20 protein-coding genes are annotated in these 22252 nt (G+C 66.3%); 4 read left to right on the forward strand and 16 right to left on the reverse strand.

Annotated features, from left to right (window positions below; all coding sequences use genetic code 11):
- Window positions 1-140: 140 nt before the first annotated feature.
- The 5 genes from FOC67_RS29775 to FOC67_RS17645 all read right to left on the reverse strand — a co-directional run bounded on the left by FOC67_RS29775 (window position 141) and on the right by FOC67_RS17645 (window position 4551).
- The gene (locus tag FOC67_RS29775; RefSeq protein WP_079380431.1) at window positions 141-491 is read right to left on the reverse strand and encodes a DUF3304 domain-containing protein; all 351 of its coding nucleotides are present in this window, start codon (window positions 489-491) and stop codon (window positions 141-143) included.
- The gene (locus FOC67_RS17630) at window positions 476-997 is read right to left on the reverse strand and encodes a DUF3304 domain-containing protein (protein ID WP_174707745.1); all 522 of its coding nucleotides are present in this window, start codon (window positions 995-997) and stop codon (window positions 476-478) included. The genes FOC67_RS29775 and FOC67_RS17630 overlap by 16 nt, the downstream gene beginning before the upstream one ends.
- Entirely contained in the window at window positions 994-1809 is an 816-nt protein-coding gene (locus tag FOC67_RS17635; RefSeq protein ID WP_009313716.1) for a DUF4123 domain-containing protein, read from the reverse strand. The genes FOC67_RS17630 and FOC67_RS17635 overlap by 4 nt, the downstream gene beginning before the upstream one ends.
- A gap of 9 nt (window positions 1810-1818) precedes the next feature.
- A complete protein-coding gene (tssI, locus tag FOC67_RS17640) occupies window positions 1819-3885 on the reverse strand; it encodes a type VI secretion system tip protein TssI/VgrG (RefSeq protein ID WP_009313715.1) in 2067 nt (688 codons plus the stop codon).
- A 228-nt stretch (window positions 3886-4113) separates the two neighbouring features.
- The gene (locus FOC67_RS17645; protein WP_009313714.1) at window positions 4114-4551 is read right to left on the reverse strand and encodes an HIT family protein; all 438 of its coding nucleotides are present in this window, start codon (window positions 4549-4551) and stop codon (window positions 4114-4116) included.
- A 204-nt stretch (window positions 4552-4755) separates the two neighbouring features.
- On the opposite strand from FOC67_RS17645, the gene phoA reads away from it, so the two are divergent.
- The gene (gene phoA, locus FOC67_RS17650; RefSeq protein ID WP_009313713.1) at window positions 4756-6186 is read left to right on the forward strand and encodes an alkaline phosphatase; all 1431 of its coding nucleotides are present in this window, start codon (window positions 4756-4758) and stop codon (window positions 6184-6186) included.
- A gap of 72 nt (window positions 6187-6258) precedes the next feature.
- Here phoA and hrpA read toward each other — a convergent pair whose 3' ends face one another.
- The 4 genes from hrpA to fadD2 form a co-directional block, all read right to left on the reverse strand.
- Entirely contained in the window at window positions 6259-10239 is a 3981-nt protein-coding gene (gene hrpA, locus FOC67_RS17655) for an ATP-dependent RNA helicase HrpA (protein ID WP_009313712.1), read from the reverse strand.
- 175 nt (window positions 10240-10414) lie between these two features.
- Window positions 10415-10624, reverse strand: a complete 210-nt coding sequence (locus FOC67_RS17660; RefSeq protein ID WP_009313711.1) for an addiction module protein — start codon at window positions 10622-10624, stop codon at window positions 10415-10417.
- A 122-nt stretch (window positions 10625-10746) separates the two neighbouring features.
- On the reverse strand, window positions 10747-12435 hold the full coding sequence (fadD1, locus tag FOC67_RS17665) for a long-chain-fatty-acid--CoA ligase FadD1 (RefSeq protein WP_003091643.1): 1689 nt from the start codon (window positions 12433-12435) through the stop codon (window positions 10747-10749).
- Between the two features lie 234 nt (window positions 12436-12669).
- Window positions 12670-14358, reverse strand: a complete 1689-nt coding sequence (gene fadD2 / locus FOC67_RS17670) for a long-chain-fatty-acid--CoA ligase FadD2 (protein WP_003130348.1) — start codon at window positions 14356-14358, stop codon at window positions 12670-12672.
- Between the two features lie 246 nt (window positions 14359-14604).
- On the opposite strand from fadD2, the gene FOC67_RS17675 reads away from it, so the two are divergent.
- The 3 genes from FOC67_RS17675 (at window position 14605) to FOC67_RS17685 (ending at window position 17348) form a co-directional block, all read left to right on the forward strand.
- On the forward strand, window positions 14605-15555 hold the full coding sequence (locus FOC67_RS17675) for an alpha/beta hydrolase (RefSeq protein WP_003138291.1): 951 nt from the start codon (window positions 14605-14607) through the stop codon (window positions 15553-15555).
- Window positions 15552-16022, forward strand: coding sequence for a MaoC family dehydratase (locus FOC67_RS17680; RefSeq protein WP_003091647.1), 471 nt, complete (start codon window positions 15552-15554; stop codon window positions 16020-16022). The genes FOC67_RS17675 and FOC67_RS17680 overlap by 4 nt, the downstream gene beginning before the upstream one ends.
- A 150-nt stretch (window positions 16023-16172) precedes the next feature.
- Window positions 16173-17348 carry an MFS transporter gene (locus tag FOC67_RS17685; RefSeq protein ID WP_003130346.1) on the forward strand — a complete coding sequence of 392 codons (1176 nt, stop codon included), beginning with the start codon at window positions 16173-16175 and terminating at the stop codon, window positions 17346-17348.
- Here FOC67_RS17685 and FOC67_RS17690 read toward each other — a convergent pair.
- The 7 genes from FOC67_RS17690 to FOC67_RS17715 form a co-directional block, all read right to left on the reverse strand.
- Complete coding sequence (locus tag FOC67_RS17690; protein WP_003091654.1) at window positions 17329-18186, reverse strand: HlyD family secretion protein; 858 nt, start codon at window positions 18184-18186, stop codon at window positions 17329-17331. The two genes, FOC67_RS17685 and FOC67_RS17690, sit on opposite strands and share 20 nt — an antisense overlap.
- Window positions 18187-18213: 27 nt before the next feature.
- Window positions 18214-18417: a DUF1656 domain-containing protein gene (locus tag FOC67_RS17695; protein ID WP_003091655.1), complete on the reverse strand. Its 204-nt coding sequence runs from the start codon at window positions 18415-18417 to the stop codon at window positions 18214-18216.
- Entirely contained in the window at window positions 18404-20398 is a 1995-nt protein-coding gene (locus tag FOC67_RS17700) for an FUSC family protein (RefSeq protein WP_003112019.1), read from the reverse strand. The genes FOC67_RS17695 and FOC67_RS17700 overlap by 14 nt, the downstream gene beginning before the upstream one ends.
- Before the next feature lie 207 nt (window positions 20399-20605).
- On the reverse strand, window positions 20606-20719 hold the full coding sequence (gene ccoM / locus FOC67_RS29850) for a cytochrome c oxidase subunit CcoM (RefSeq protein ID WP_003091657.1): 114 nt from the start codon (window positions 20717-20719) through the stop codon (window positions 20606-20608).
- A 248-nt stretch (window positions 20720-20967) separates the two neighbouring features.
- The gene (locus FOC67_RS17705; RefSeq protein WP_003091659.1) at window positions 20968-21129 is read right to left on the reverse strand and encodes a hypothetical protein; all 162 of its coding nucleotides are present in this window, start codon (window positions 21127-21129) and stop codon (window positions 20968-20970) included.
- Window positions 21126-21728, reverse strand: a complete 603-nt coding sequence (locus tag FOC67_RS17710; RefSeq protein ID WP_009313707.1) for an alpha-ketoglutarate-dependent dioxygenase AlkB — start codon at window positions 21726-21728, stop codon at window positions 21126-21128. Before FOC67_RS17710 ends, FOC67_RS17705 begins: the two co-directional genes overlap by 4 nt.
- 53 nt (window positions 21729-21781) lie before the next feature.
- The gene (locus FOC67_RS17715) at window positions 21782-22090 is read right to left on the reverse strand and encodes a hypothetical protein (protein ID WP_003122428.1); all 309 of its coding nucleotides are present in this window, start codon (window positions 22088-22090) and stop codon (window positions 21782-21784) included.
- Window positions 22091-22252 lie beyond the last annotated feature (162 nt).

Here is a 22252-nt window from a genome sequence, read left to right on the forward strand (position 1 = left end):
AAACGGCGTATAACAGGCAACTGAAGTAGCAACCTTATCACATGGAAGAAAGTGTATTTTTAGCGAACAAATCCCCTTACTATCACAAGAAGGTATATCGACAGTTTCCTTATGACGAACATACAAGAGTCCATGCCCTCTCATACGTTTTCTCCAGCCATCTGAAAATATCTTTCCGGCCAGTCTTTATAAGCCCCTGGCTCAGGATCTACCTCCCACTCTACGGTTGCCTTCAAGCCCGGCTTCCAAACTCTAGGAACGACACCACAACATACCTGCCCTGCTCCCCCCTGAAATGGACCAAGGTTTAATCCGCCAGCACCATTTACACTGAATCTGTTAATAGCCGCCGAAGTATGGTTGTATCCTCCGATAGGAGTAGACACCATATCAGGGCCTGCCTGGCACGCTTGTAAAAACAAAAAACCTATCAGTAAAGCAATCAGCCAAACAGGTGTCCTTAACCCCTTTGCATTCAAGAGCTTTTGCATGAAGGCTCTCTCTTCTGAAAATACTTTCTATCTGGATACTCTGGATGCCCCTGGCTGTAATAGGTTGTTGAGACCGCGACCTGGTCGCACGGGAGGAAATGCACCTGCAACAGGCATATTTTTTCACTATATCTAGGTATATCCACGATCATCTTGTGTCGGGTGTAGCTTGAGGCATGTCTCAAGTAATCATCTTTATCCAGCCGTCCATATTTATCTCGCCTTATAGCGGCGTGCGGTTTGGGATCTTTCTCCCATTCCACGACAGCTTTCAAATTTGGATTCCACTTCTTTGGAATCACTCCGCAACAAACCTGGCTACCATCCCCCTGATAAGGGTCTAAACGCGGTCCACCCGCCCCATTCGCCGAAAACCAATTGATCGCCGCGGACGTATGGTTGGAACCCATCACCGGCGCCGCCAGCATGTCTGGCCCGCTCTGGCAGCCTGCGGCCAGCAGGGGTCCCGGAAGCAGGGCGGGAAGGCCGATGCCACGCGCGTTCATGCGCGACTCGTTCCCGCCGGGGAAAAGCCGGGGCCGGGGGTCTGTTCGCGCAGCCACTGGGCGACGAAGGCATCGCGCTGGTCGAAGTCCTGCAAGCCCTGGCGGTCGGCGGCCAGGTGCGCCTGGACCAGATGCTGGAGCAGGCTTTCCTGGCTGCCCAGGCCATGCTCGCGGGGCAGCACGAAGTATTCGCGGCGGTAGGCTTCGGCCTCGCTCCAGGCGCGCAAGGCGGCGACTTGGTGCCCTTCCAGGCGGAGGGCCGCTTGCAGCGGCGGCGTCTCGTGGGCCTGGTAATGACCGGCCAGCTCCCTCGGCCGGCCGTCGCGGTCCAGCCAGTGCCAGCTGGAAACCGGGGCATGCAGGTAGCGGCTCTGCCAGGGGTCGAGCATGTCGCTGACGGCCATGAACAGGCCCGGCTCGTAGAAGCGCAGCACGCCGCTGGAACGGCCCTGGTTCCACTCGGCCTGGGTGCAGCTGCGCAGGTGCTCGCCCAGGCGCGGCAACGGCCAGGGGCTGAACAGGAGCATCAGGTGGCGGCGGCAGTCGATGCGCTCGAGCAGCTCGTCCAGCCAGGCCGCGTGGCCGTCTTCCAGGCGCAGCAGCAGCGGGCCCTCGTCGGCCAGGGCGGCCTCCGGGGTTTGCTCCAGCAATTTGAACAGCGCCGGAGGATCGCTTTGCCGCGCGTGCTCGGCGAGCAAGGGATAGTCGTCCAGCCCGGTGGCATCGACCAGCACATCGATGTGGGTCTGCAAGCCGCGATCGCGGGAGCGCTGCCACAGCTCGCTGGCCCAATGGCGGGGGTTCGGCGTCATCGCGGTTCCTCAACGCTCGGCGAGCGCCTGGCCTCTTTTCTTCGCCTGTAGCAGGCACTCTTCGCAAACCGGTTGCCGCGGCGGCAGGTTGGCCGCGACCGCCTCGGGTGGCGCGCCGGGGCTGTCCTGGTCGGCCATGCCCGGCACCCGCGGCATCTTGATCGCGATCCCCGAGCCGCTTCCCGGCGCGCCGCCTGCATTGATCCGTGCCAGCGGGCCGCTGATGGCGATGCCGCTTGCGTCGAGCCGGATGAAGCTGCCGCCGGCCTTCACCGTCAGTTCGCTGTCGGCCTCGATCACCATCTTCTGCCCGGCCTTCAGGTGGATCTCGCGCCCGGCCTTGGCCAGGTAGGCACGACCGAGCTTCACGTGCTGGCTGTCGCCGACCGTCAGGTGGTCATCGGCCTTCAGCTCGACCTTGCGCTCTCCGTGCACGGTGTGATGCTCCTCGGCCTTGAACTCGCTGTAGCTGTTCGCCTCCACGGTGTCGTGGCGTTCGTGGCCGACGCGGATCTTCTGGTCATGCTCGATGTTCTCGTCCCAGTCGCGCTGGGCATGGACGAAGATCTGTTCCTGGCCCTTGCGATCCTCGATGCGCAGCTCGTTGTAGCCACCACCGCCAGGGCTGCTGAGGCTCTTGAAGACGCTGCGGGTCTGGTTCGCCGGCAACTCGTAGGGCACCGGGTGGGCGGCGTGGTAGACGCAGCCGCTGACCAGCGGCTGGTCGGGATCGCCTTCGAGGAAGTCCACCAGCACTTCCATGCCGACCCGCGGAATGACGATGCCGCCATAGCCGTTGCCGGCCCAACCGCTGGCTACGCGCAGCCAGCAACTGCTCTTGTCGTCGCCCTGGCCCTCGCGGTCCCAGTGGAACTGCACCCTGACCCGGCCGTAGCGGTCGCAGTGGATTTCCTCGCCTGGCGGGCCGGTCACCACCGCGGTCTGGCTGCCCAGTACGCGCGGCTTCGGGTGCTCCAGCGGCGGGCGGAAGAACACCTCCCAGGGCGTGGCGAGGAAGCGGTTGCGGTAGCCCTGCTGGAAGTCGTCCGTGCTGGCCGACGTGTCGGAGGTAACGTTCTCTTCCAGCACCTGCGGCTGCTTGCCTTCGTGGAAGACTTCGCTGAGCAGCCACAGGTCGTTCCACTCCGCGCGCGGGTGCTCGGCGATCTCCAGGAAGTGCCCGCTGACCAGCAGCGGCTGGTCGCTGACCCCTTCGCCCAGGCGCCGGTCGGCGCGGTGCCGCTCCAGGGCGCGCTGGCTGAGCAGCTTGCCGCGCTGGCGATCGACGAAGCGACCGGGGTAGTCGTAGTCCTCCAGGTCCGGCTCGGCCGGGGCGTCGGCAGCGGGGCGATTGCCGGCCTCCAGCAGCAGCCGCGGCTTCTCGAAGTCGTAGTCGCGGCGAGTGGTGCGCGTGGTGCGGCTGGCCAGGCGCAGGCTGAAGCGCTTGATCACCGGTTCGTCGGCGACCAGCCCGCTGTCGTGCACGTAGGCGGTGGGACGGCCCAGGCGGGGGAACACCGTCTGGTCGTCGCCGAACACCAGCAGGTGCGCCTCGGCGCTGTGCCGGAAATGGAAATGGATGCCCTCTTCGGCACAGAGGCGCTGGACGAAATGCAGGTCGCTTTCGTCGTACTGCACGCAGTATTCGCGCTCGGGATACCGGGTGCCGAGCTGGAAGCGGTAGGCGTCGGCGAGGATGCCGTGCTCCTCGAGGATCAGGGCGACGATCTGCGGCACCGTGAGGTGCTGGAAGATCCGCTGGTTGCTGCGCTGCGCGAGGTAGGCCAGTTGCGGCACGAGGGTGAGGCGATAGCGGGTCAGGCGCTTGCCCGCGTCGGCCTGGGCGGCGCCGTAGACCAGGCCGTGGACACCCTGGCCCTGCGGGGTGAAGGCGAGGAAGGCGGGCCGGTGCAGGAACGCTTCGAGGTCGAGGCCGGCACGCTCTCCGACCAGTTCGAGTTCGAAACGGTAGGGGCGACTGATGCCTTCGTGGCCGTTGAAGGCGAGGACCTGCAGGTCATGGCGGAGGCCGTCGAGGCTGAGGCTGAAGTGGGTCTGGTTGGCCGGGTTGAACATCCGCTGTCCCCTGTTTCTCGAAAAACCTGCACGGCTGGCGTCCCTGTTCGCCGTGCTCGATCCGAAGTGCGTGATCGCGCGGATGCTACGTCAAAAAAACTGTGCAAATTGTTGCGCACATCGCCGGAAAACCGCGGCGCGCCTGACCCTCGGCAGTATGTAACAAAATATTTCAGAAAAATCCGACGAGCGAAGGACCGCCCCCGAACCGGGCCGGCCCATGCGCAATCAGCCTTGCAGACGCTGCGCCAAACGCTCCTGAAGTTGTGCGAGCACTTCCGGGTCGCCCTGCTTCGCCGCATGGATGCCGAGATTCTCGTCGCTGAAGCGCGGGATGACGTGGAAATGGATGTGGAAGACCGTCTGCCCGGCAGGGGCGCCGTTGAACTGGGCGACCTGCACGCCGTCCGGCTGCACCTCCTCGACCAGGGCGCGGGTCAGGCGCTGGACCACGGCCATGACCTTGGCCAGGTTCTGCGCATCGATCTCGAGCAGGTTGCGCGCCTCGGCGTGCTTGGGAATCACCAGGGTATGCCCGTAGGACTGCGGGAACAGATCGAGGAAGGCGAGCACGTCCTCGTCTTCGTAGACCTTGTAGCAGGGAGCTTCGCCGCGAATGATCTTGGCGAAGATGTTCTGGGAATCGTAAACGCCGTGCAAACTCATGGAGGCTTTCCTTGAACGAACCGGAATAGACCTGCGCACCATACCGGCTCGCTCCCCGCTCGTCACGACGTGATGCGTCGCGCGCTCCACACACTTCGAAAGAAATTGTCACAAGCCCGTCATCACCCTTCCCTACTTTCGTAGCACTCGCCGGATGGCCCTGCCGTCTCGCACAGCCACCTCCTCAACATAGGGAAATGCGTCATGACCCCAGGTTATCCCCTCGCCCTCTCTCTTGCCGTCTCCATGGCCGTGCTCGGCAGCGCCTTGCCGGCCCAGGCGCGCCAGGACGATCCGTCGCTGTTCAACCGCCAGGCCCGTGGCGAACTCAGCGAGTACGGCGGCGCACGGCGCGTCGAGCAGGACCTGACCCAGGCCCTGAAGCAGTCGCTGTCGAAGAAGAAGGCGAAGAACGTGATCCTGCTGATCGGCGACGGCATGGGCGACTCCGAGATCACCGTGGCGCGCAACTACGCGCGCGGCGCGGGCGGCTACTTCAAGGGTATCGATGCGCTGCCGCTGACCGGCCAGTACACCCACTACTCCCTGCACAAGGACAGCGGCCTGCCGGACTACGTGACCGATTCCGCCGCCTCCGCCACCGCCTGGACCACCGGGGTCAAGTCGTACAACGGCGCAATCGGCGTGGATATCCACGAACAGCCGCACCGCAACCTGCTGGAGCTGGCCAAGCTCAACGGCAAGGCCACCGGCAACGTCTCCACCGCCGAGCTGCAGGACGCCACCCCGGCCGCCCTGCTCGCCCACGTCACCGCTCGCAAGTGCTACGGCCCCGAAGCCACCAGCAAGCAGTGCCCGAGCAATGCCCTGGAGAACGGCGGCGCCGGCTCGATCACCGAGCAATGGCTGAAGACCCGCCCTGACGTGGTCCTCGGCGGCGGCGCCGCGACCTTCGCGGAAACCGCCAAGGCTGGCCGCTATGCCGGCAAGACCCTCCGCACCCAGGCCGAAGCCCGCGGCTACCGGATCGTCGAGAACCTCGACGAGCTGAAAGCCGTGCGCCGCGCCAACCAGAAGCAGCCGCTGATCGGCCTGTTCGCGCCGGGCAACATGCCGGTGCGCTGGCTCGGTCCGACCGCCACCTACCACGGCAACCTGAACCAGCCGGCGGTGAGCTGCGAGGCGAACCCGAAGCGCACCGCCGACATCCCGACCCTGGCGCAAATGACCAGCAAGGCCATCGAGCTGCTGAAGGACAATCCGAACGGCTTCTTCCTGCAGGTCGAGGGCGCGTCCATCGACAAGCAGGACCACGCCGCGAATCCGTGCGGCCAGATCGGCGAGACCGTCGACCTCGACGAAGCCGTGCAGAAGGCCCTGGCCTTCGCCAAGGCCGATGGCGAGACCCTGGTGATCGTCACCGCCGACCACGCCCACTCCAGCCAGATCATCCCGCCGGAAACCGCCGCGCCGGGGCTGACCCAACTGCTCACGACCAAGGAAGGCGCGCCGCTGGCGATCAGCTACGGCAACTCCGAGGAAGGCTCCCAGGAGCACACCGGCACCCAGTTGCGCATCGCCGCCTACGGCCCGCAGGCCGCCAATGTCACCGGCCTGACCGACCAGACCGACCTGTTCTTCACCATCCGTCGCGCACTGAACCTGCGCGACTGATCGGACCAGAACGAAAAAGGCGCGCCGGTTTCGACCGGCGCGCCTTTTTCATTTCGCGCGGCATCCCTGGAACTAGCCCTCGACCTGGCTCCACTGCTTGGCCAGGCGCTTGTCCGAGACCGGCAGCCGGGTCCCCAGTTGCTGGGCGAACAACGAGACCCGGTACTCCTCCAGCATCCAGCGATACACCTGCAACTCGGCGTCGCGCTTGCCTTCCTGGGCGTGCTTGGCGAGGCGCGCCTGGTATTGCGCCCAGAGTTCGCCCAGCTCGCCGCTCCACACCCGGTCGCGCTGGACCTGGCCGGCGACCTTGTCCAGGCGCTGCTCGATGGCCTTGAGGTAACGCGGATACTCCTTCAACCACTCCAGCGGGGTGGCGCGGACGAACCCCGGATACACCAGGTTGGCCAGTTGGCCCTTGACGTCGTTCAGCGGCACGGTCATGGCCAGCTCGACCTTGCCCTTGAAGCGCTTCTGCAGGCCGTGCCAGAGCTTGAGGATATCCAGCACCAGGCGTGCCAGGCGCTCGGCGTGCTCGTTCCAGGCAGCGCGCTTGCGCTCGGCCAGCGCGGCCAGGGCGGCGCCGTCGCGCGGCAGGCTTTCGCCCTGCAGCACGCAACTGTCGAGGCTGGCCAGGAGGATGTCCTCGACCAGCGCCTCGACCCGTCCCAGCTCGCGGTACAGCAGACCCATCTCGATCTGCCCCGGCAGCTTGGCGCGCAGGTACTTGGCCGGCTCGGCCAGTTGCTGCAACAGCAGTCGTTGCAGGGCGCGGCGGTGTTGGTAGTCGGCCTCGGCCTGGGTCGGGAAGCGCCCTTCCTTGACCTCGCCCTGCTCCTCCACCAGCGCCGGGTATACCGTCATCGACAATCCGGCGACCTTCTGCTGGGCCTTCTCGGCGACGCTGGCGAAGGCCTTGGCCTCCACCGGACGCTGCTGTTCCTTGTCGGCCTGGGGTATCGCCAGGGCCGCCTGGCTGGCTTCGGCGAAACGCGCGGTGAGTTCGGCCAGGTCGCGGCCCTCGCCGAGGAACTTGCCCTGGGCGTCGACCACCTCGATGTTCATCCGCAGGTGATCGTCCAACTGCGTCGCCGCCTCGGCCCAGGCCTCATCGGCTACCCGCACGCCGGTCATGCGCTGAAGCTCGCGTCCCAGCGCCTGCGGCAGCGAACCTTCGCCGAAGGTGATGCGCTCCAGGGCGGCGCGGACGAAGTCCGGTACCGGCACGAAGCTCTTGCGGATCGCCTTCGGCAGGTTGCGCACCAGCGCCACCGCCTTGTCGTAGAGCAGGCCGGGCACCAGCCAGTCGATGCGTTCGGCCGGCAATTGCGGCAGCAGCGGCGCCGGTACCCGCACGGTGACGCCGTCGCGCGCGGTGCCGGGCTCGAACTGGTAGCTCAGCGACAGGTGCAGGTCGCCCAGGCGCAGGCGATCCGGGTACTGCGCCGCAGTGACTTCGCTGGCTTCGCGGGCCAGCACGTCTTCCTCGCGCATCAGCAGCAGGTCCGGCTGGTTCTGCCGCTCGCGGGCGTACCATTTCTCGAAACTGGCGGTCTGGTAGATATCCGCCGGCAGGCGCGCGTCGTAATAGGCGAACAGGGTTTCCTCGTCGGCCAGGATGTCGCGCCGGCGTGCCTTGGCTTCCAGCTCGTCGAGCTTTTCCAGCAACTGCCGGTTGGCGCTCAGGCACCTGGCGCGGCTGTTGATCTCGCCGCGCACCAGGCCTTCGCGGATGAACAGCTCGCGCGCCACCGGCGGGTCGATCGGACCATAGTGCACCGGACGTCGACCGATGACGATGAGGCCGTAGAGGGTGACCTGCTCGAACGCCACCACCTGGCCGCGACGCTTCTCCCAGTGCGGCTCGAAGTGGTTGGTCTTGATCAGGTGCCCGGCCAGCGGCTCCAGCCAGTCCGGCTCGATCTTCGCGACCATTCGGGCGAACAGCTTGGTGGTCTCCACCAGTTCCGCGGCCATGATCCATTGCGGGCGCTTGCGAGCGATGCCGCTGGACGGATGGATCCAGAAACGTCGCTGGCGAGCGCCGAGGTAGTCGCCTTCCTCGGCCTTCTGCCCGATCTGGCTGAGCAGGCCGGACAGGATCGCTTTGTGGACCGCCGCGTAATCGATCCCCGGTACCTCGCGTTCGTTGTCGGCCGACGCGCCTTTCTTCGCCTCCGGCTTGCGCGCCTCGGCCTTGGCCGGACGCCCGAACGGCAGCTTCAGTTCGCGGCAGATCAAGGTCAGTTGGCGGTGGGCGTCGCGCCACTCACGCAGGCGCAGGTAGTTGAGGAAGTTCTTCCGGCACCAGCTGCGCAGGGCATTGGAACCCAGCACCTGGCGCTGCTCCTCGAAGCCACGCCAGAGATTGATCAGCGCGGCGAAGTCGGAATCCGGGTCCTTCCATTGCGCATGTGCCTGGTCGGCGGCCTGCTGCCGCTCCACCGGACGCTCGCGCGGGTCCTGCACGGACAGCGCGCTGGCCACCGTCAACACTTCCTCGAGGCTACCCTGCTGGGCCGCCTCCAGCAGCATGCGGCCCAGCCTCGGGTCGATCGGCAGGCGCGCCAGTTGGCGCCCCAGCGGGGTCAGCTGGCCTTCGCGGTTGACCGCCGACAGTTCCTGCAGAAGGGTGAAGCCGTCCTTGATCGCCTTGCCGTCCGGCGGCTCGATGAAGGGGAACGCCTCGATGTCGCCGAGGCGCAGGTGCAGCATCTGCAGGATCACCGCGGCCAGGTTGGTGCGGAGGATTTCCGGGTCGGTGAAGGCCGGACGCGCGTTGAAGTCCTCCTCGCTGTAGAGGCGCACGCATATGCCCGGCTCGACCCGTCCGCAACGGCCCTTGCGCTGGTTGGCGCTGGCCTGCGACACCGCCTCGATGGGCAGCCGCTGGACCTTGGCGCGGTAGCTGTAGCGGCTGATCCGCGCGGTGCCGCTGTCGATCACGTAACGGATGCCCGGCACCGTCAGCGAGGTTTCCGCGACGTTGGTGGACAGCACGATCTTGCGTCCCGGGCGCGGCTGGAAGATCTTCTGCTGCTCGGCCGGGGTCAGTCGCGCGTACAGCGGCAGCACTTCGGTGTGGCGCAGGTTGGCCTTGCGCAGCATCTCCGCGGCGTCGCGGATCTCCCGCTCGCCGGGGAGGAACACCAGCACGTCGCCGGGCCGCTTGCCGACCTCGCGTTCGTGGGCGGCGATCTCGTCGAGGGCGGCGAGGATGCCCTGGTCCACCGACAGGTCGTCCTCGACCCGGTTGCCCTCCTCGTCGGTTTCCGCCGCCAGCGGCCGGTACCAGGTCTCCACCGGATAGGTGCGGCCGGAAACCTCGATCACCGGGGCGCCGTCGAAATGCCGGGAGAAACGCTCCAGGTCGATGGTCGCCGAGGTGATGATCAGCTTCAGGTCCGGACGCCGGTGCAACAGGGTCTTCAGGTAGCCGAGGAGGAAGTCGATGTTCAGGCTGCGCTCGTGGGCTTCGTCGACGATCAGCGTGTCGTAGCGCTCCAGGTAGCGGTCGTGCTGGGTCTCGGCCAGGAGGATGCCGTCGGTCATCAGCTTGACCAGGGTGCTGTCGTCGCTCTGGTCCTCGAAGCGCACCTGGTAGCCGACCAGCGCGCCCAGCGGCGTGCCGATCTCTTCCGCGACCCGCGTCGCCACGCTGCGCGCCGCCAGCCGACGCGGCTGGGTATGGCCGATCAGGCCGTGGATGCCGCGCCCCAGCTCCAGGCAGATCTTCGGCAACTGGGTGGTCTTGCCCGAGCCGGTCTCGCCGGCGATCACCACCACCTGGTGGGCGGCGATGGCGGCCTTGATCTCGTCGCGCTTGGCGGCGATCGGCAGGCTGTCGTCGTAGCGGATCGCCGGCACGCTGGCGCGCCGCGCCTCGACCTTGGCGCAGGAGGCCTGGAAGCGCTCGACCCACTGCGCCAGGCGCGCGTCGTCGGGCTGCTTGCGCAGTTCGTGGAGCTGCCGGCGCAAGCGGTGGCGGTCGCTGATCTGGGCCTGGTCGAGGCGCCGGACGAGTTGGTCGAGGGAAGGAGTCTGGTCGGTCATCTAGGCTTTTCGAATGCTGTGAGCGTGCCGCAGTCGCGGAGGACGGGAAGAAGCTCCGGCCACTGCCGAGGCGAAAAATATTCGGAATTGTCGCAGATTTGAGCGGAAGAGGACGAATCCAGGTTAACGCTCGCTGCCGCGATACGGCCGACGCTGCTGGTGGGCAATGGCCCTCTCAGCGCCCCAGTCGCTTGAGCATCTCGGCCAGCGGCAGCGCATCGGCGGTGCCCGCCCGGCAGTCGGCGAGGCGATCCTCGGCCACTCGCAGCCATTGGCGCTCCACCTCGGGGCCGGCGCGATCCAGCAATGCCTGGATCAGTTCCAGACGCCGGCTGATCGGCAGACGGCGTATTTCTTCGGCCAGGGCAGGATCGAGGCGGGCCATGGGGGTTTCCTCCGGCAGGTGATGTGCTGCAGGCACGTCCGCACAGGCCCGCTCACCCCGCAACCGACTGCCAGCAACGAAGAAGCCCCGCATCGGCGGGGCTTCTTCAGGCAACGGCGGACTTACTTCTGGCCCGCTTTCTTCAGCTCTTCGTCGCGCAGTTCGCGGCGCAGGATCTTGCCGACGTTGGTGGTCGGCAGGCTGTCGCGGAACTCCACGGCCTTCGGCCGCTTGTAGCCGGTCAGGTTGTCATGCATGTGCTGCATGACCTGTTCCTTGGTCAGGGTCGCCCCCGGCTTGACCACCACGAAGACCTTGATCGACTCGCCGGACTTCTCGTCGGGGATGCCGATCGCGGCGCACTGCAGGACGCCCGGCAGGGTCGCCAGCACGTCTTCCAGCTCGTTCGGGTAAACATTGAAGCCGGAGACCAGGATCATGTCCTTCTTCCGGTCGACGATGCGCATGTAGCCGTCTTCCTGGATGATCGCGATATCGCCGGTCTTCAGCCAACCATCGGCGTCGAGGATCTCGTCGGTGGCTTCCTGGCGCTGCCAGTAGCCCTTCATCACCTGCGGGCCTTTCACGCAGAGTTCGCCGCGCTCGCCCAGGGGCACTTCCTGGCCGTCGTCGCCGATCACCTTGCACAGGGTCGAGGGCACCGGAATACCGATGGTGCCGACCTGGATGTTCTGGAACGGGTTGACCGATACCACCGGCGCGGTCTCGGTCATGCCGTAGCCTTCGCAGATGGCGCAGCCGGTGACTTCCTTCCAGCGCTCCGCGGTGGCCAGCTGCAGTGCCATGCCGCCGGAGAGGGTCAGTTTCAGCGCGGAGAAGTCCAGCTTGCGGAAGGTCTCGTTGTTGCACAGGGCGACGAACAGGGTGTTCAGGCCGACGAAGCCGGTGAACTTCCACTGGCCGAGGTCCTTGAGCATCGACGGCAGGTCGCGCGGGTTGGTGATCAGGATGTTGTGGTTGCCGGTGAGCATCATCGCCATGCAATGGAAGGTGAAGGCGTAGATGTGGTACAGCGGCAGCGGCGCGATGAGGATCTCGCAGCCCTCGTTGAGGTTGGCGCCCATCAGCGCCTTGCACTGCAACATGTTGGCCACCAGGTTGCGGTGGGTCAGCATGGCGCCCTTGGCGACGCCGGTGGTGCCGCCGGTGTATTGCAGCACGGCGACGTCGTCGGCCTGCGGCGCGGCTTCCTGGAACGACTTGCCGGCGCCCCTGGCCAGCGCGTCGGTCAGCTTGGTGGCTTGCGGCAGGCTGTAGGCCGGCACCATCTTCTTGATGTGCTTGACCACGAAGTTGACGATGAAGCGCTTCAGCGGCGGCAGGATGTCGCCGACTTCGGTGACGATCACCTGCTTGACGCCGGTCTTCGGCAGTACGCCCTCGACCAGGTGGGCCATGTTGGCCAGGCAGACCACCGCCTTGGCGCCGGAGTCGTTGAACTGGTGTTCCAGTTCGCGCGCGGTGTACAGCGGGTTGGTGTTGACCACGATGAGGCCGGCGCGCATGGCGCCGAAGACCACGATCGGGTATTGCAGGACGTTGGGCAACTGGACGGCGATGCGGTCGCCGGGCTTGAGATCGGTGTGCTGCTGCAGGTAGGCGGCGAAGTCGCCGGACAGCTTGTACAGCTCGCCGTAGGTCAGGGTCTTGCCCAGGTTGGTGAACGCGGGCTTGGTGGCAAAACGTTGGCAGGACTCCTTCAGTACCGACAGGATGTTCGGGTACTGGTCGGGATTGATCTCGGCAGCAATACCCGCTGGGTACTTGTCCTTCCAGAAGTTTTCGATCATGGAAGCCCACTCCTAAGCAACAGCTAATCTTCACCGCTCATGGCGGCATCTTGTTGTGATCTGCTCGCTAACCCTGGACCCAGGGCTATTAGGCGCGCCGAGATTATCAGCTTTGCCAGAGGCAGACCAGCACCAAACATGACCTATTCGGTCAAAAAAATGACCGAGACATTAGTCTCGGTCACGGTCTTTCCTGTCCCCGGCAAATGCCCGTTTCAGAGCCTTGTAAGGCTATCAGGCGATTTCGCGCAGCTCACGACGGAGGATTTTACCCACAGGCGTCATCGGTAATGCATCCTTGAGCACAATCTGTCGCGGAATTTTGTATCCGGTGAGGTTTTCCTTGCAGTAGGCCTTGAGCTCCTCGACCGACAGGCTGGGGTCGCGGGCCACCACGAACAGCTTCACCGCCTCGCCGGACTTCTCGTCGGGAATGCCCACCGCCGCGCAACTGGCCACCTTCGGATGGGCCATCACCACGTCTTCGATCTCGTTGGGGTAGACATTGAAGCCAGAGACCAGGATCAGGTCCTTCTTGCGATCGACGATACGCACGAAGCCGTCCTCGTCGATCACCGCGATGTCGCCGGTCTTCAGCCAGCCTTCGGCATCGAGAATCTCCTCGGTGGCCTCGGGACGCTGCCAGTACCCCTTCATCACTTGCGGACCTTTCACACAGAGTTCGCCACGTTCGCCGACAGGCAGCTCGTTGCCCTGCTCGTCGATCACCTTGAGCGCCGTGCCCACGACCGGAATCCCCACCGTGCCCAGGCGCGCCTGCTCGCCGTAGGGGTTGGTGGTCACCACCGGCGAGCATTCGGTGAGGCCATAGCCTTCCACCACGGTGCAGCCGGTGACGCCCTTCCAGCGCTCGGCGGTGGCGCTGACCAGTGCAGTGCCGCCGGAGTTGGTGAGCTTCAGGTTGGAGAAATCGACGTCCTTGAACCCGGGGTGCTCCATCAACGCGACGAACAGGGTGTTGAGGCCGAGCAGCGCGGAGAAACGCCACTTCTTCAGTTCCTTGATGAAACCGGGGATGTCGCGCGGGTTGGTGATCAGCACGTTATGGTTGCCGCTGACCATCATGCACATGCAGTTCGCGGTGAAGGCATAGATGTGGTAGAGCGGCAGCGGCGCGATCATCACCTCCTGCGCCTCCTTCATCAGCGGCAGGCCATCTTTGCCGAGCTGGGAAAGCTGGGCGTGGACCTGCAGCATGTTCGCCACCAGGTTGCCGTGGGTGAGCATCGCCCCCTTCGAGACCCCGGTGGTGCCGCCGGTGTACTGCAACACGGCGACATCCTCCAGGCCGACCCTGACCGGCTGCAGGGCATGGCCCTGGCCTTGCTTCAAGGCCTGCCTGAACGGCAGCGCCTGGGGCAAGCGATAATCGGGGACCATCTTCTTCACCGACTTCACCACGCTGTTCACCAGCCAACCCTTCAGCGCCGGCAACAGGTCGCCCATGCGCGCCTCGATCAGGTACTCGATCCGCGTATCCGGGAGCACTTCCTCGACCAGCTTGCCGAACACGTTCAGGTAGACCAGCGCACGCACGCCGGCGTCCTTGAACTGGTGGCGCATTTCGCGGGCGGTGTACAGCGGATTGGTGTTGACCACCACCAGCCCCGCGCGCAAGGCGCCGAACACCGCGATGGGATATTGCAGGACATTGGGCATCTGCACCGCGATGCGGTCGCCGGGCTGGAGATCGGTCTGTTTCTGCAGGTAGGCGGCGAAGGCGGCGGACAGACGATCGAGTTCGGCGTAGCTGAGCGTCACGCCGAGATTGCTGAAGGCCGGGCGGTCGGCGAATTTCTTGCAGGAGCGCTCGAAGACCTCGACCACGGAACGGTAGGCGGCGAAGTCGAGACTGTCGGGTACGCCGGCCGGGCGTTTGTCGTTCCAGAATTCAGGTTGCATTTATTCTTGTCCTCTTACCTGAGCGGGTCTGGCCCGCGTGTGCGGGGTATCGGGCAACTTAGCAGTTGCATCGGACAGCGCAAATACTCCTCCTGCCCTTATTGATAGTGTGAATCTCCAGCCTGTCGCTCTTCGCCGCCCGCCATTCCAGAGCGGCCCGTGCCCAAGGGTGGCGCTTTTCCGGGACGAAACCGCGCACGCTGCTAGAATGCGCCGGAACGCGTCCGCCCGGCACAAGGAACGAACATGCCCGCCGCTGCCTACTGGCTCCCCGCCAGCGACGAAACCCCGCTGTACACCCGCCACTGGCCGAGCGCAACGGCCGTCGGCGCGGTGATGCTGTCCCACGGCATGGCCGAGCACGCCGGTCGCTACGAGCGTCTCGCCGCCGCGCTGAACGCTGCCGGCTACCACTTCTATGCGATCGACCAGCGCGGCCACGGCCGGACCGCCGAAGCCGACGAGCTGGGCCACTTCGCCGACCAGGGCGGCTGGGGCAAGGTGGTCGGCGACCTGGCCAGCCTGAACCACCATATCCGCCAGCAGCACCCGGAACTGCCGATCTTCCTGCTGGGCCACAGCATGGGCAGCTACATCTCCATGGCCTACCTGCTGCACCACAGCTGCAGCCTGCAAGGGGCGATCCTTTCCGGCTCCAACTACCAGCCGCAAGCGCTCTACCGGGTCGCCCGCCTGATCGCCCGCTTCGAGCGCTGGCGCCAGGGGCCGCTGGGCAAGAGCGCGCTGATCGACTTCCTCTCGTTCGGCTCGTTCAACAAGGCGTTCAAGCCCAATCGCACGGCCTTCGACTGGCTCAGTCGCGATCCGCAGGAAGTCGACAGGTACGTGGCCGACCCGCTGTGCGGCTTCCGCTGCAGCAACCAGTTGTGGGTGGACCTGCTCGGCGGCCTGGCCGATATCACCCCGCCCACCCACCTGCGGCAGATCGATGCCGGCCTGCCGCTGCTGGTCATCGGCGGCGAACGCGACCCGGTCAGCCAGGGCAGGCGCCTGGGCGACCTGGCCGACGCCCTGCGCGGCGCCGGGCTGCGCCAGGTGACCCTGAAGACCTATCCCGAGGCCCGTCACGAGCTGTTCAACGAGAGCAACCGCGACGCGGTCACCCAAGACCTGATCGACTGGCTGGAACAGGCCCTGCGCCACCGCCGGGATCATTCGACAAAGGAGAGAACATGAGCCAGGTCCAGAACATTCCCTACGCCGAGCTAGAGGTCGGGCAAAAGGCCGAGTACACCAGCAGCATCGCCGAGCGCGACCTGCAGTTGTTCGCCGCAGTCTCCGGCGACCGCAACCCGGTGCATCTGGACGCCGCCTACGCGGCCACCACCCAGTTCAAGGAACGCATCGCCCACGGCATGCTCAGCGGCGCCCTGATCAGCGCGGCGATCGCCACCGTGCTGCCCGGTCCAGGCACCATCTATCTCGGCCAGACCCTGCGCTTCACCCGTCCGGTCAAGCTCGGCGACGACCTGAAGGTCGAACTGGAAGTCCTCGAGAAGCTGCCGAAGAACCGCGTGCGCATGGCCACGCGGGTGTTCAACCAGGCAGGCAAGCAGGTGGTCGACGGCGAAGCGGAGATCATGGCGCCGGAAGAGAAGCTCAGCGTCGAGCTGGCCGAACTGCCGCCGATCAGCATCGGCTGAGCAGCCTTCCCTGCCGTCGGGCCATCCGGCCCGGCGGACTTGCCGGGCCGCCGCGCGCTGCTCTACCCTGTCCGCTGTCTTACCTCAATCACCAGGGATAACCGAAGGCATTCCACCGCCCGAAACCCCTTACCGGGAATCGGAGCCGCCATGGACCTTCGCTTGCTGTTGCTATCCCTGACCACCTTCGCCGCCGGCCTGGCGGAAAGCATCCTGATCGGCATCCTGCCGCCCCTGGCCGAAGACCTGCGGGTCTCCATCAGCCTGGCCGGCCAGCTCACCACCCTGTTCTCCCTCGGCTTCGCCCTCGCCGCACCGCTGCTCGGCTGGCTGACCCGGCGCATCGAACGCCGCCGCCTGCTGCTGGCGACCCTGCTGCTGTTCGCCCTCAGCAACGCGCTCGCCGCCCTCGCTCCGGGCTATCTCGGCCTGCTCCTGGCTCGCCTGGGAATGTCGGCCTGTTGCGGGCTGCTGATCGTCCTCGCCAGCCTGCTCGCCGCCGAGCTGGCCGCCCCGGCCCAGCGCGGCCGGGCGATCGGCCTGATCTTCATGGGCATCAGCGGTTCGCTGGTGTTCGGCGTGCCACTGGGCGTACAGATCAGCGACTGGTTCGGCTGGCGCTGGATCTTCGCCGGCATCGCGGTCTATTCGCTGCCCTTGTGCCTGCTGCTCTGGCGCTACCTGCCGCAACGCCAGGCCGGCGACCTGCCCGGCCGCGAAGGCTACCTGCGGCAGTTGCGCCAGCCCGCGCTGTGGCTCGCGCAACTGGTATCGATCCTGTTGCTCGGCGGGCACTTCACCCTGTTCGCCTATTTCACCCCGTACCTGGCGAGCATGGCCGGTATTCGCTCGCCCGGCGAGATCAGCCTGATCCTCCTGCTGATCGGCCTGGCAGCGCTGAGCGGCGGCTATATCGGCGGCTGGCTGGCCGACCGCCTCGGCCACCGGCGCGCCCTGCGTCTGGTGCCGGCGGCCTTCGCCCTGGCGCTGGCGGCGGTGCCGCTGAGCCTGGGCAGCATCGGGTTCCTGCCGGTACTGATGGTCTGGAGCGCGATCAGCTGGATGATCTCGCCGGTGGTGCAGAGCTTCCTGCTGCGCAGCGATCCGGCCAGCGGTTCCGCCGGCGTCGCCCTGAACACCTCGGCCATGCACCTGGGCGTGGGCCTCGGCGCGGCGCTGGGCGGCCTGGTGGTGGCGGCACTGGGAGTCGCCGCGACGCCCTGGGTCGGCCTCGCCCTGGTGCTGGCGGCGCTGGCCTGCGCGCTTGGCGCCAGCACGCTGGATGGCGCCACGCAAGCGCTGCCGCTCAGTCCCCCTGCACGGTGACGCTGGCGGTCATCCCGGCGCTCAGGTGGACATCCGCCGGCACCTGGTCGAGGCGGATGCGCACCGGAATGCGCTGCGCCAGGCGCACCCAGTTGAAGGTCGGCTCGACATTGGCCAGCAACTGGCCGTCCGGCGTCGAGTTGCGGTCGGTGATACCGCTGCTGATGCTCTCCACCGTGCCGTCGATCGGCTGATCGCCGCTCATCAGACGGACCTGGGCGCGCATGCCGACGCGGATGCCGGGCAGCTTGGTTTCCTCGAAGTAGGCGACCACATAGAAGGACTGCTGGTCGACCAACGCCATCACCGCCTGGCCCGCCGTGGCGTAGTTGCCCTGGGCCAGGCGCAGGTTGGTCACCTGGCCGTTGCGCGCGGCGCGCAGTTCGCTGCGCTTGAGGTTGAGTTCGGCGATCTTCACCTGGGCCAGCGCTTCCTGGTACTCGCTGCGAGCGATGGCGGCATTGATCTGGGCGTTTTCCTTGTCCTCGGCGCTGATCGCGCCGATGCCCAGGCGGCTGCGCCGGGCCGCCTCGTTCTGGCGCAACAGGTATTGCTGGTGACGGGTCTCGGCGACGGCGCGGGCCTGCTCCAGGTTGGCCTGGTAGCGTTCCTGGTCGATGCGCATCAGCACGTCGCCGACCTTGACCACCTGGTTGTCCTTGACCTCCAGGTCGGTCACCCAGCCGGACACGTCCGGCGCCACCACCACCACGTCGGCCCGCACCCGGGCATCGCGGGTCCAGGGCGAGAGCATGTAGTAGCGCCAGAGCCAGATGCCGGCGAGGACAGCGGCAGCGACCACCAGCAGGGTGACGACGACGCGAAGCGATGCACGCATGCGAATCTCCTTCTCGGGGCGACGGATTCAGGTCGTGGCCGCCCAGGTAATGCCACTCAACATCAAAATGAACAGGGCGCAGTCGAACAGCGCCTCGTGCCAGACCCAGCGACGCAACGGCGTTTTCTGGATCAGCACCCGCAGCGCGGCGGTGGCCGCCAGCGCCAGCAGGGCATAGACGAACAGCGGGCTGAGGTAGACGCCGCCCCAGGCCGATTCATGCAGACTCATGGCTTTCCTCCTGATGGCACCACTGCTGCCAGGTGAACAGCAGTTGCGCCAGGGCCGCGCGCGCCAGGCGGCTGGCTTCGTCGTCGTGGCGAGCGTCACGCTCCAGGGCTTCGCGCAACGGCAGGCTGATCCGTTCCAGGCGGTCGCTGCGCGGACCCGCGGGACCGGCCTCAAGCAGTTCGCCCAGTTCCCCGAGGAAGCGGTCGCGCGCCTTGCGCAGGACGCCACGGGCGCCTTCCAGGCAGGCCCGCAGGTGGATCAGTTCGTTACCCAGGTCGAGCGCCAGGAGGCCATCGTCCCAACGCCGCCGCTCCTGCTCCGGCAACAGGTTGGCGTGCCGCGCCAGGCGCAACAGGCGGTCGGCCATGCGCCCGCCGAACCAGTTCTCCGCCTGCGCCAGCGGGCGCCGGGTGAGGCGGCCGAGATCGACGCAGGTGGCGTCCAGCAGGCGTCGGGTCAGCCAGCCCGGACGCAAGGTCAGCAAGCGGAAGATCACCACCGCGAAGCCGACTCCGATCAGCACGCCTTGGGCGGAATTCAGCAGGGTCGCGAGGTCGTAGTCCATCTGGTTGCGCGGCGCGACCAGGACGATGAAGTGGATCGCGAACGAGGTGGCGGTGCCGGCGGTGACCGGTACGGCCATGCCCAGGGTGGCGAAGAACAGCGGCACGCCCATCGCCAGGCAGAGCAGCGGGAAGCCATTCCACTGCGGCAGCAGCCACTGGCTGACCAGCATCGCCGCCGGGATCGCGTAGACGATGCCGCGCAGGAAGCTCAGGCCGATGGCCACCGCGTTGTCGCGGTTGGCGAACAGGCTGCACACCACCGCCGCCAGCAGCATCGCGCCGGACGCCGCCGGCCACGCGGTATAGATCCAGTAGATCGACAGCCCGAGCAACGCCAGGGCGCTACGCGCGCCGTAGAACAGCGCCATCTGCAGGTCGCGGTGCCAGGACAGGGTGCCGGCGCTGCCCACCCGCCCCTCGACCTCGCCGCTGGCCACCGCGCGCATACCCTTCTCGGCATTCACCGCCTTGAGCAGCAGCACCGAGCAGCGGGTCAGCAGGTAACGCTGGTCGTTGCTCCACTGCGGCTCGACCGCGACCTGCGCCAACTCCTCGCGCAGCGCCTGCATCGACGCCGGATCGGTTCCTTCCAGGGCGCTGGCCAGCGCGGCCAGCCAGCGCTCCACCTGGCGCTCTTCCTCTTCGCTCAGCCGCGCCCGTTGCCGGGCCACGCCGCGCGCGGTGCGCAACAGGCTGAGCAGGTCGCGCGAGAGCAACGCCAGGGCGCCGGCCCGGCGCCGCCCGCGCTCGCCTTCGAACCAGGCATGGTCGCGCTGCGCATCGACCTCGACGATCTTGCTCAGCGCGTTGAGCAGCCCCTGCGGCTGCCGCTGGCGCGGGTCGATCTCGCCGCGCGCGGCCTGCATGCCCAGCAGCCAGGTGGCGTGGGCCTGCTTGTCGAGGTTCTGCTCGACCCGCTGCGGCCAGAGGATCGCACTGACCGCCGAGGCGCAGATGATCCCCAGGCAGATCTCGGTACAACGCGCCACCGCCTGCTCGAAGACCAGCAGCGGCTGGTCCACCGCCGGCAGGCCAATGATCGCCACCGTATAGCCGGAAAGTACGAAGGCATAGGAAACGTGGTTGCGCAGGGAGGTCGAGGCCGCCGTGCAGAGCCCCAGCCAGAGCGAGATGGCCAGCAGGAACAACCAGGGCGCCTGGGCGAACAGCGCGATCATCAGCACCGACATCGCGGTGCCGACCAGGGTGCCGAGCAGGCGGAACAAGCCCTTCGCCACCACCATGCCGGACAACGGCTGGGACACGATCAGCACGGTCATCAGCGCCCATTGCGGCTGCTCCAGGTCGAAGCGAAAGGCGCACCACAACGCCAGGCCGCCGGCCAGGAGCGTCTTGATGGCGAACTTGAGCGCCAGCGTCGAGGGTGCCAGGAACGGCTTCCAGTGAATGGGCACAGGGTCTTCCGAAACGGGGTCTACATCAGCATAGATAGCCGGCGAACGCCGAGGCGATATGTGCAGCCTATATTATTAGGCTGCTAACAATATCGTCCAGCGACATTCGTAGTATCCCGATCGCTGCGCCGGTGTTTTTCCAGGCGCAAAAAAACGGGCGACCGAAGTCGCCCTAAGTGCCTTGCGTGCTCTGTGTATCCGGGAGGATCAGCCTTTGCGGCTATGGGAATCCTTCCAGATGAAGTAACCGACCCCACCGAAGAAAGCGACCATGAGGCCTACCGTAAGAATCCCTGCGAGAACCACTTCGTCGATGAACATGTTGATGGCCTCCAGTTGCCGGTTGGGTGTTGCTCGATGGGCTCAGATTAGCGAGGCACGGCGGCGCAATATTGACCTGGATCAATCGCCCGGACGGGCTTTTTCGGCCAGGTGCATGACACTGACCCAGGTCAAGTTTCGCAGGAGGGAGAATGCGGCCGGACGCCGCAGATAACCGGGAGAAACCTGCCCGATCGCCGCACGTTGCCCGCAGGAATGCGCCGCCGGCGAACGCGGCGGCGGCGGCTTCAGCGCTTCTTCGGCTTGCCTTTCGGCTTCTTCCGCGGCTTGCCCAGCGGCAACACCTGTTCGAAGGCCTTGCGGACCTCCTGCAGGCGCTTCTCGTGCACGTCGTGGATGCGCTTGTCGCGCTCGGCGCTGAGGTCGATCACCTTGTCGTCGTCGTTCATGGCTGGGGGTACACCAGGCGGAAGGTCAGGTTCAAACGGGGCATGCAGGAGCGGCGGGTCTTCGCCACCTGATGTTGCCAATGATGCTGGGTTGCGCCGCGCATGACCAGCAGGCTGCCATGGGTCAGTTCCAGGGAATGGGCGATGCGGGTCTGGCCCTTGCGCCGCAGGTCGAAGCGGCGGCTGCCGCCGAGACTGAGCGAGGCGACCAGCGGATCGCGGCGCAGCTCTGGCTCGTCGTCGCTGTGCCAGCCCATGGAGTCCTGGCCGTCGCGGTAGTAGTTCAGCAGCACGCCGTTGACCCGCTGGCCGACCTCGCGCTCCACGCGCTCGCGGATCTCGCCGAGCAACGCGGTCCATGGCAGCGGCCGGTGGACCTGGCCGGAATAACGGTAGGCGGCTTCCGGGTCGCCGTACCAGGCCACCAGGCGCGGGGTCGGGCGCTCCTCGCCATGGATGCGCAGGATCGGCTGTTCCCAGGGCGTTTCCTGTTCCAGGCGCAACAGCCAGGCGCTCGCCAGCGGCGCATCCAGCCAATGCGGGAGATAGCGCAGGTCGGCGTCCGGCAGGGTCAGGGGTGCGTCGGCGAACAGGTCCATGGGCCGCAGGTTACTACGCCGCAAGGCCGCTGCTGAAGCCTGGAAAACCAGGGTTACACTTCGATGTCGATCAATTGTCCCTTGCGCGGCGGCTCGTCCGCCTGGGCGCTCTCCCCCGCTTCGTCAGCCGGCGCCTCGTCCCCCTCGTCGCTCCGCGCGTGCGCCTCGCCGCCCTGGCGGCGCTGGCGACGGCGGTATTCCTCTTCCAGCCAGCTTTCCTCGTCGCGCTCCTGGCGCAAGGCGACGCCATCGCTGCCCGCGCCAGCCTGGGTCGGCGCGACCGGCGGCGTGGCCGGACGAGGCTTGGGCGGGTCCTGCTGGACGGTGACCGGGATCAGGCCCTGGGGGATCGGCGGAAGCATGCAGGCAACCTCTCTGGGTAGTGCCGCGTCATGGGTTCTCGCAGCGTGCCGGTTTGCGGCGTTCTTCTACAAGGGTTATCGGTCGACCCGCCGCTCGACTTGAGAACCAGCCGCCAGGCGGTCGCTCCCGTACCGACGGACGGCTCTCCGACGAAGCCCTGG

It is taken from the genome of Pseudomonas sp. FDAARGOS_761 (assembly GCF_013343155.1).
Taxonomy (GTDB): domain Bacteria; phylum Pseudomonadota; class Gammaproteobacteria; order Pseudomonadales; family Pseudomonadaceae; genus Pseudomonas; species Pseudomonas aeruginosa.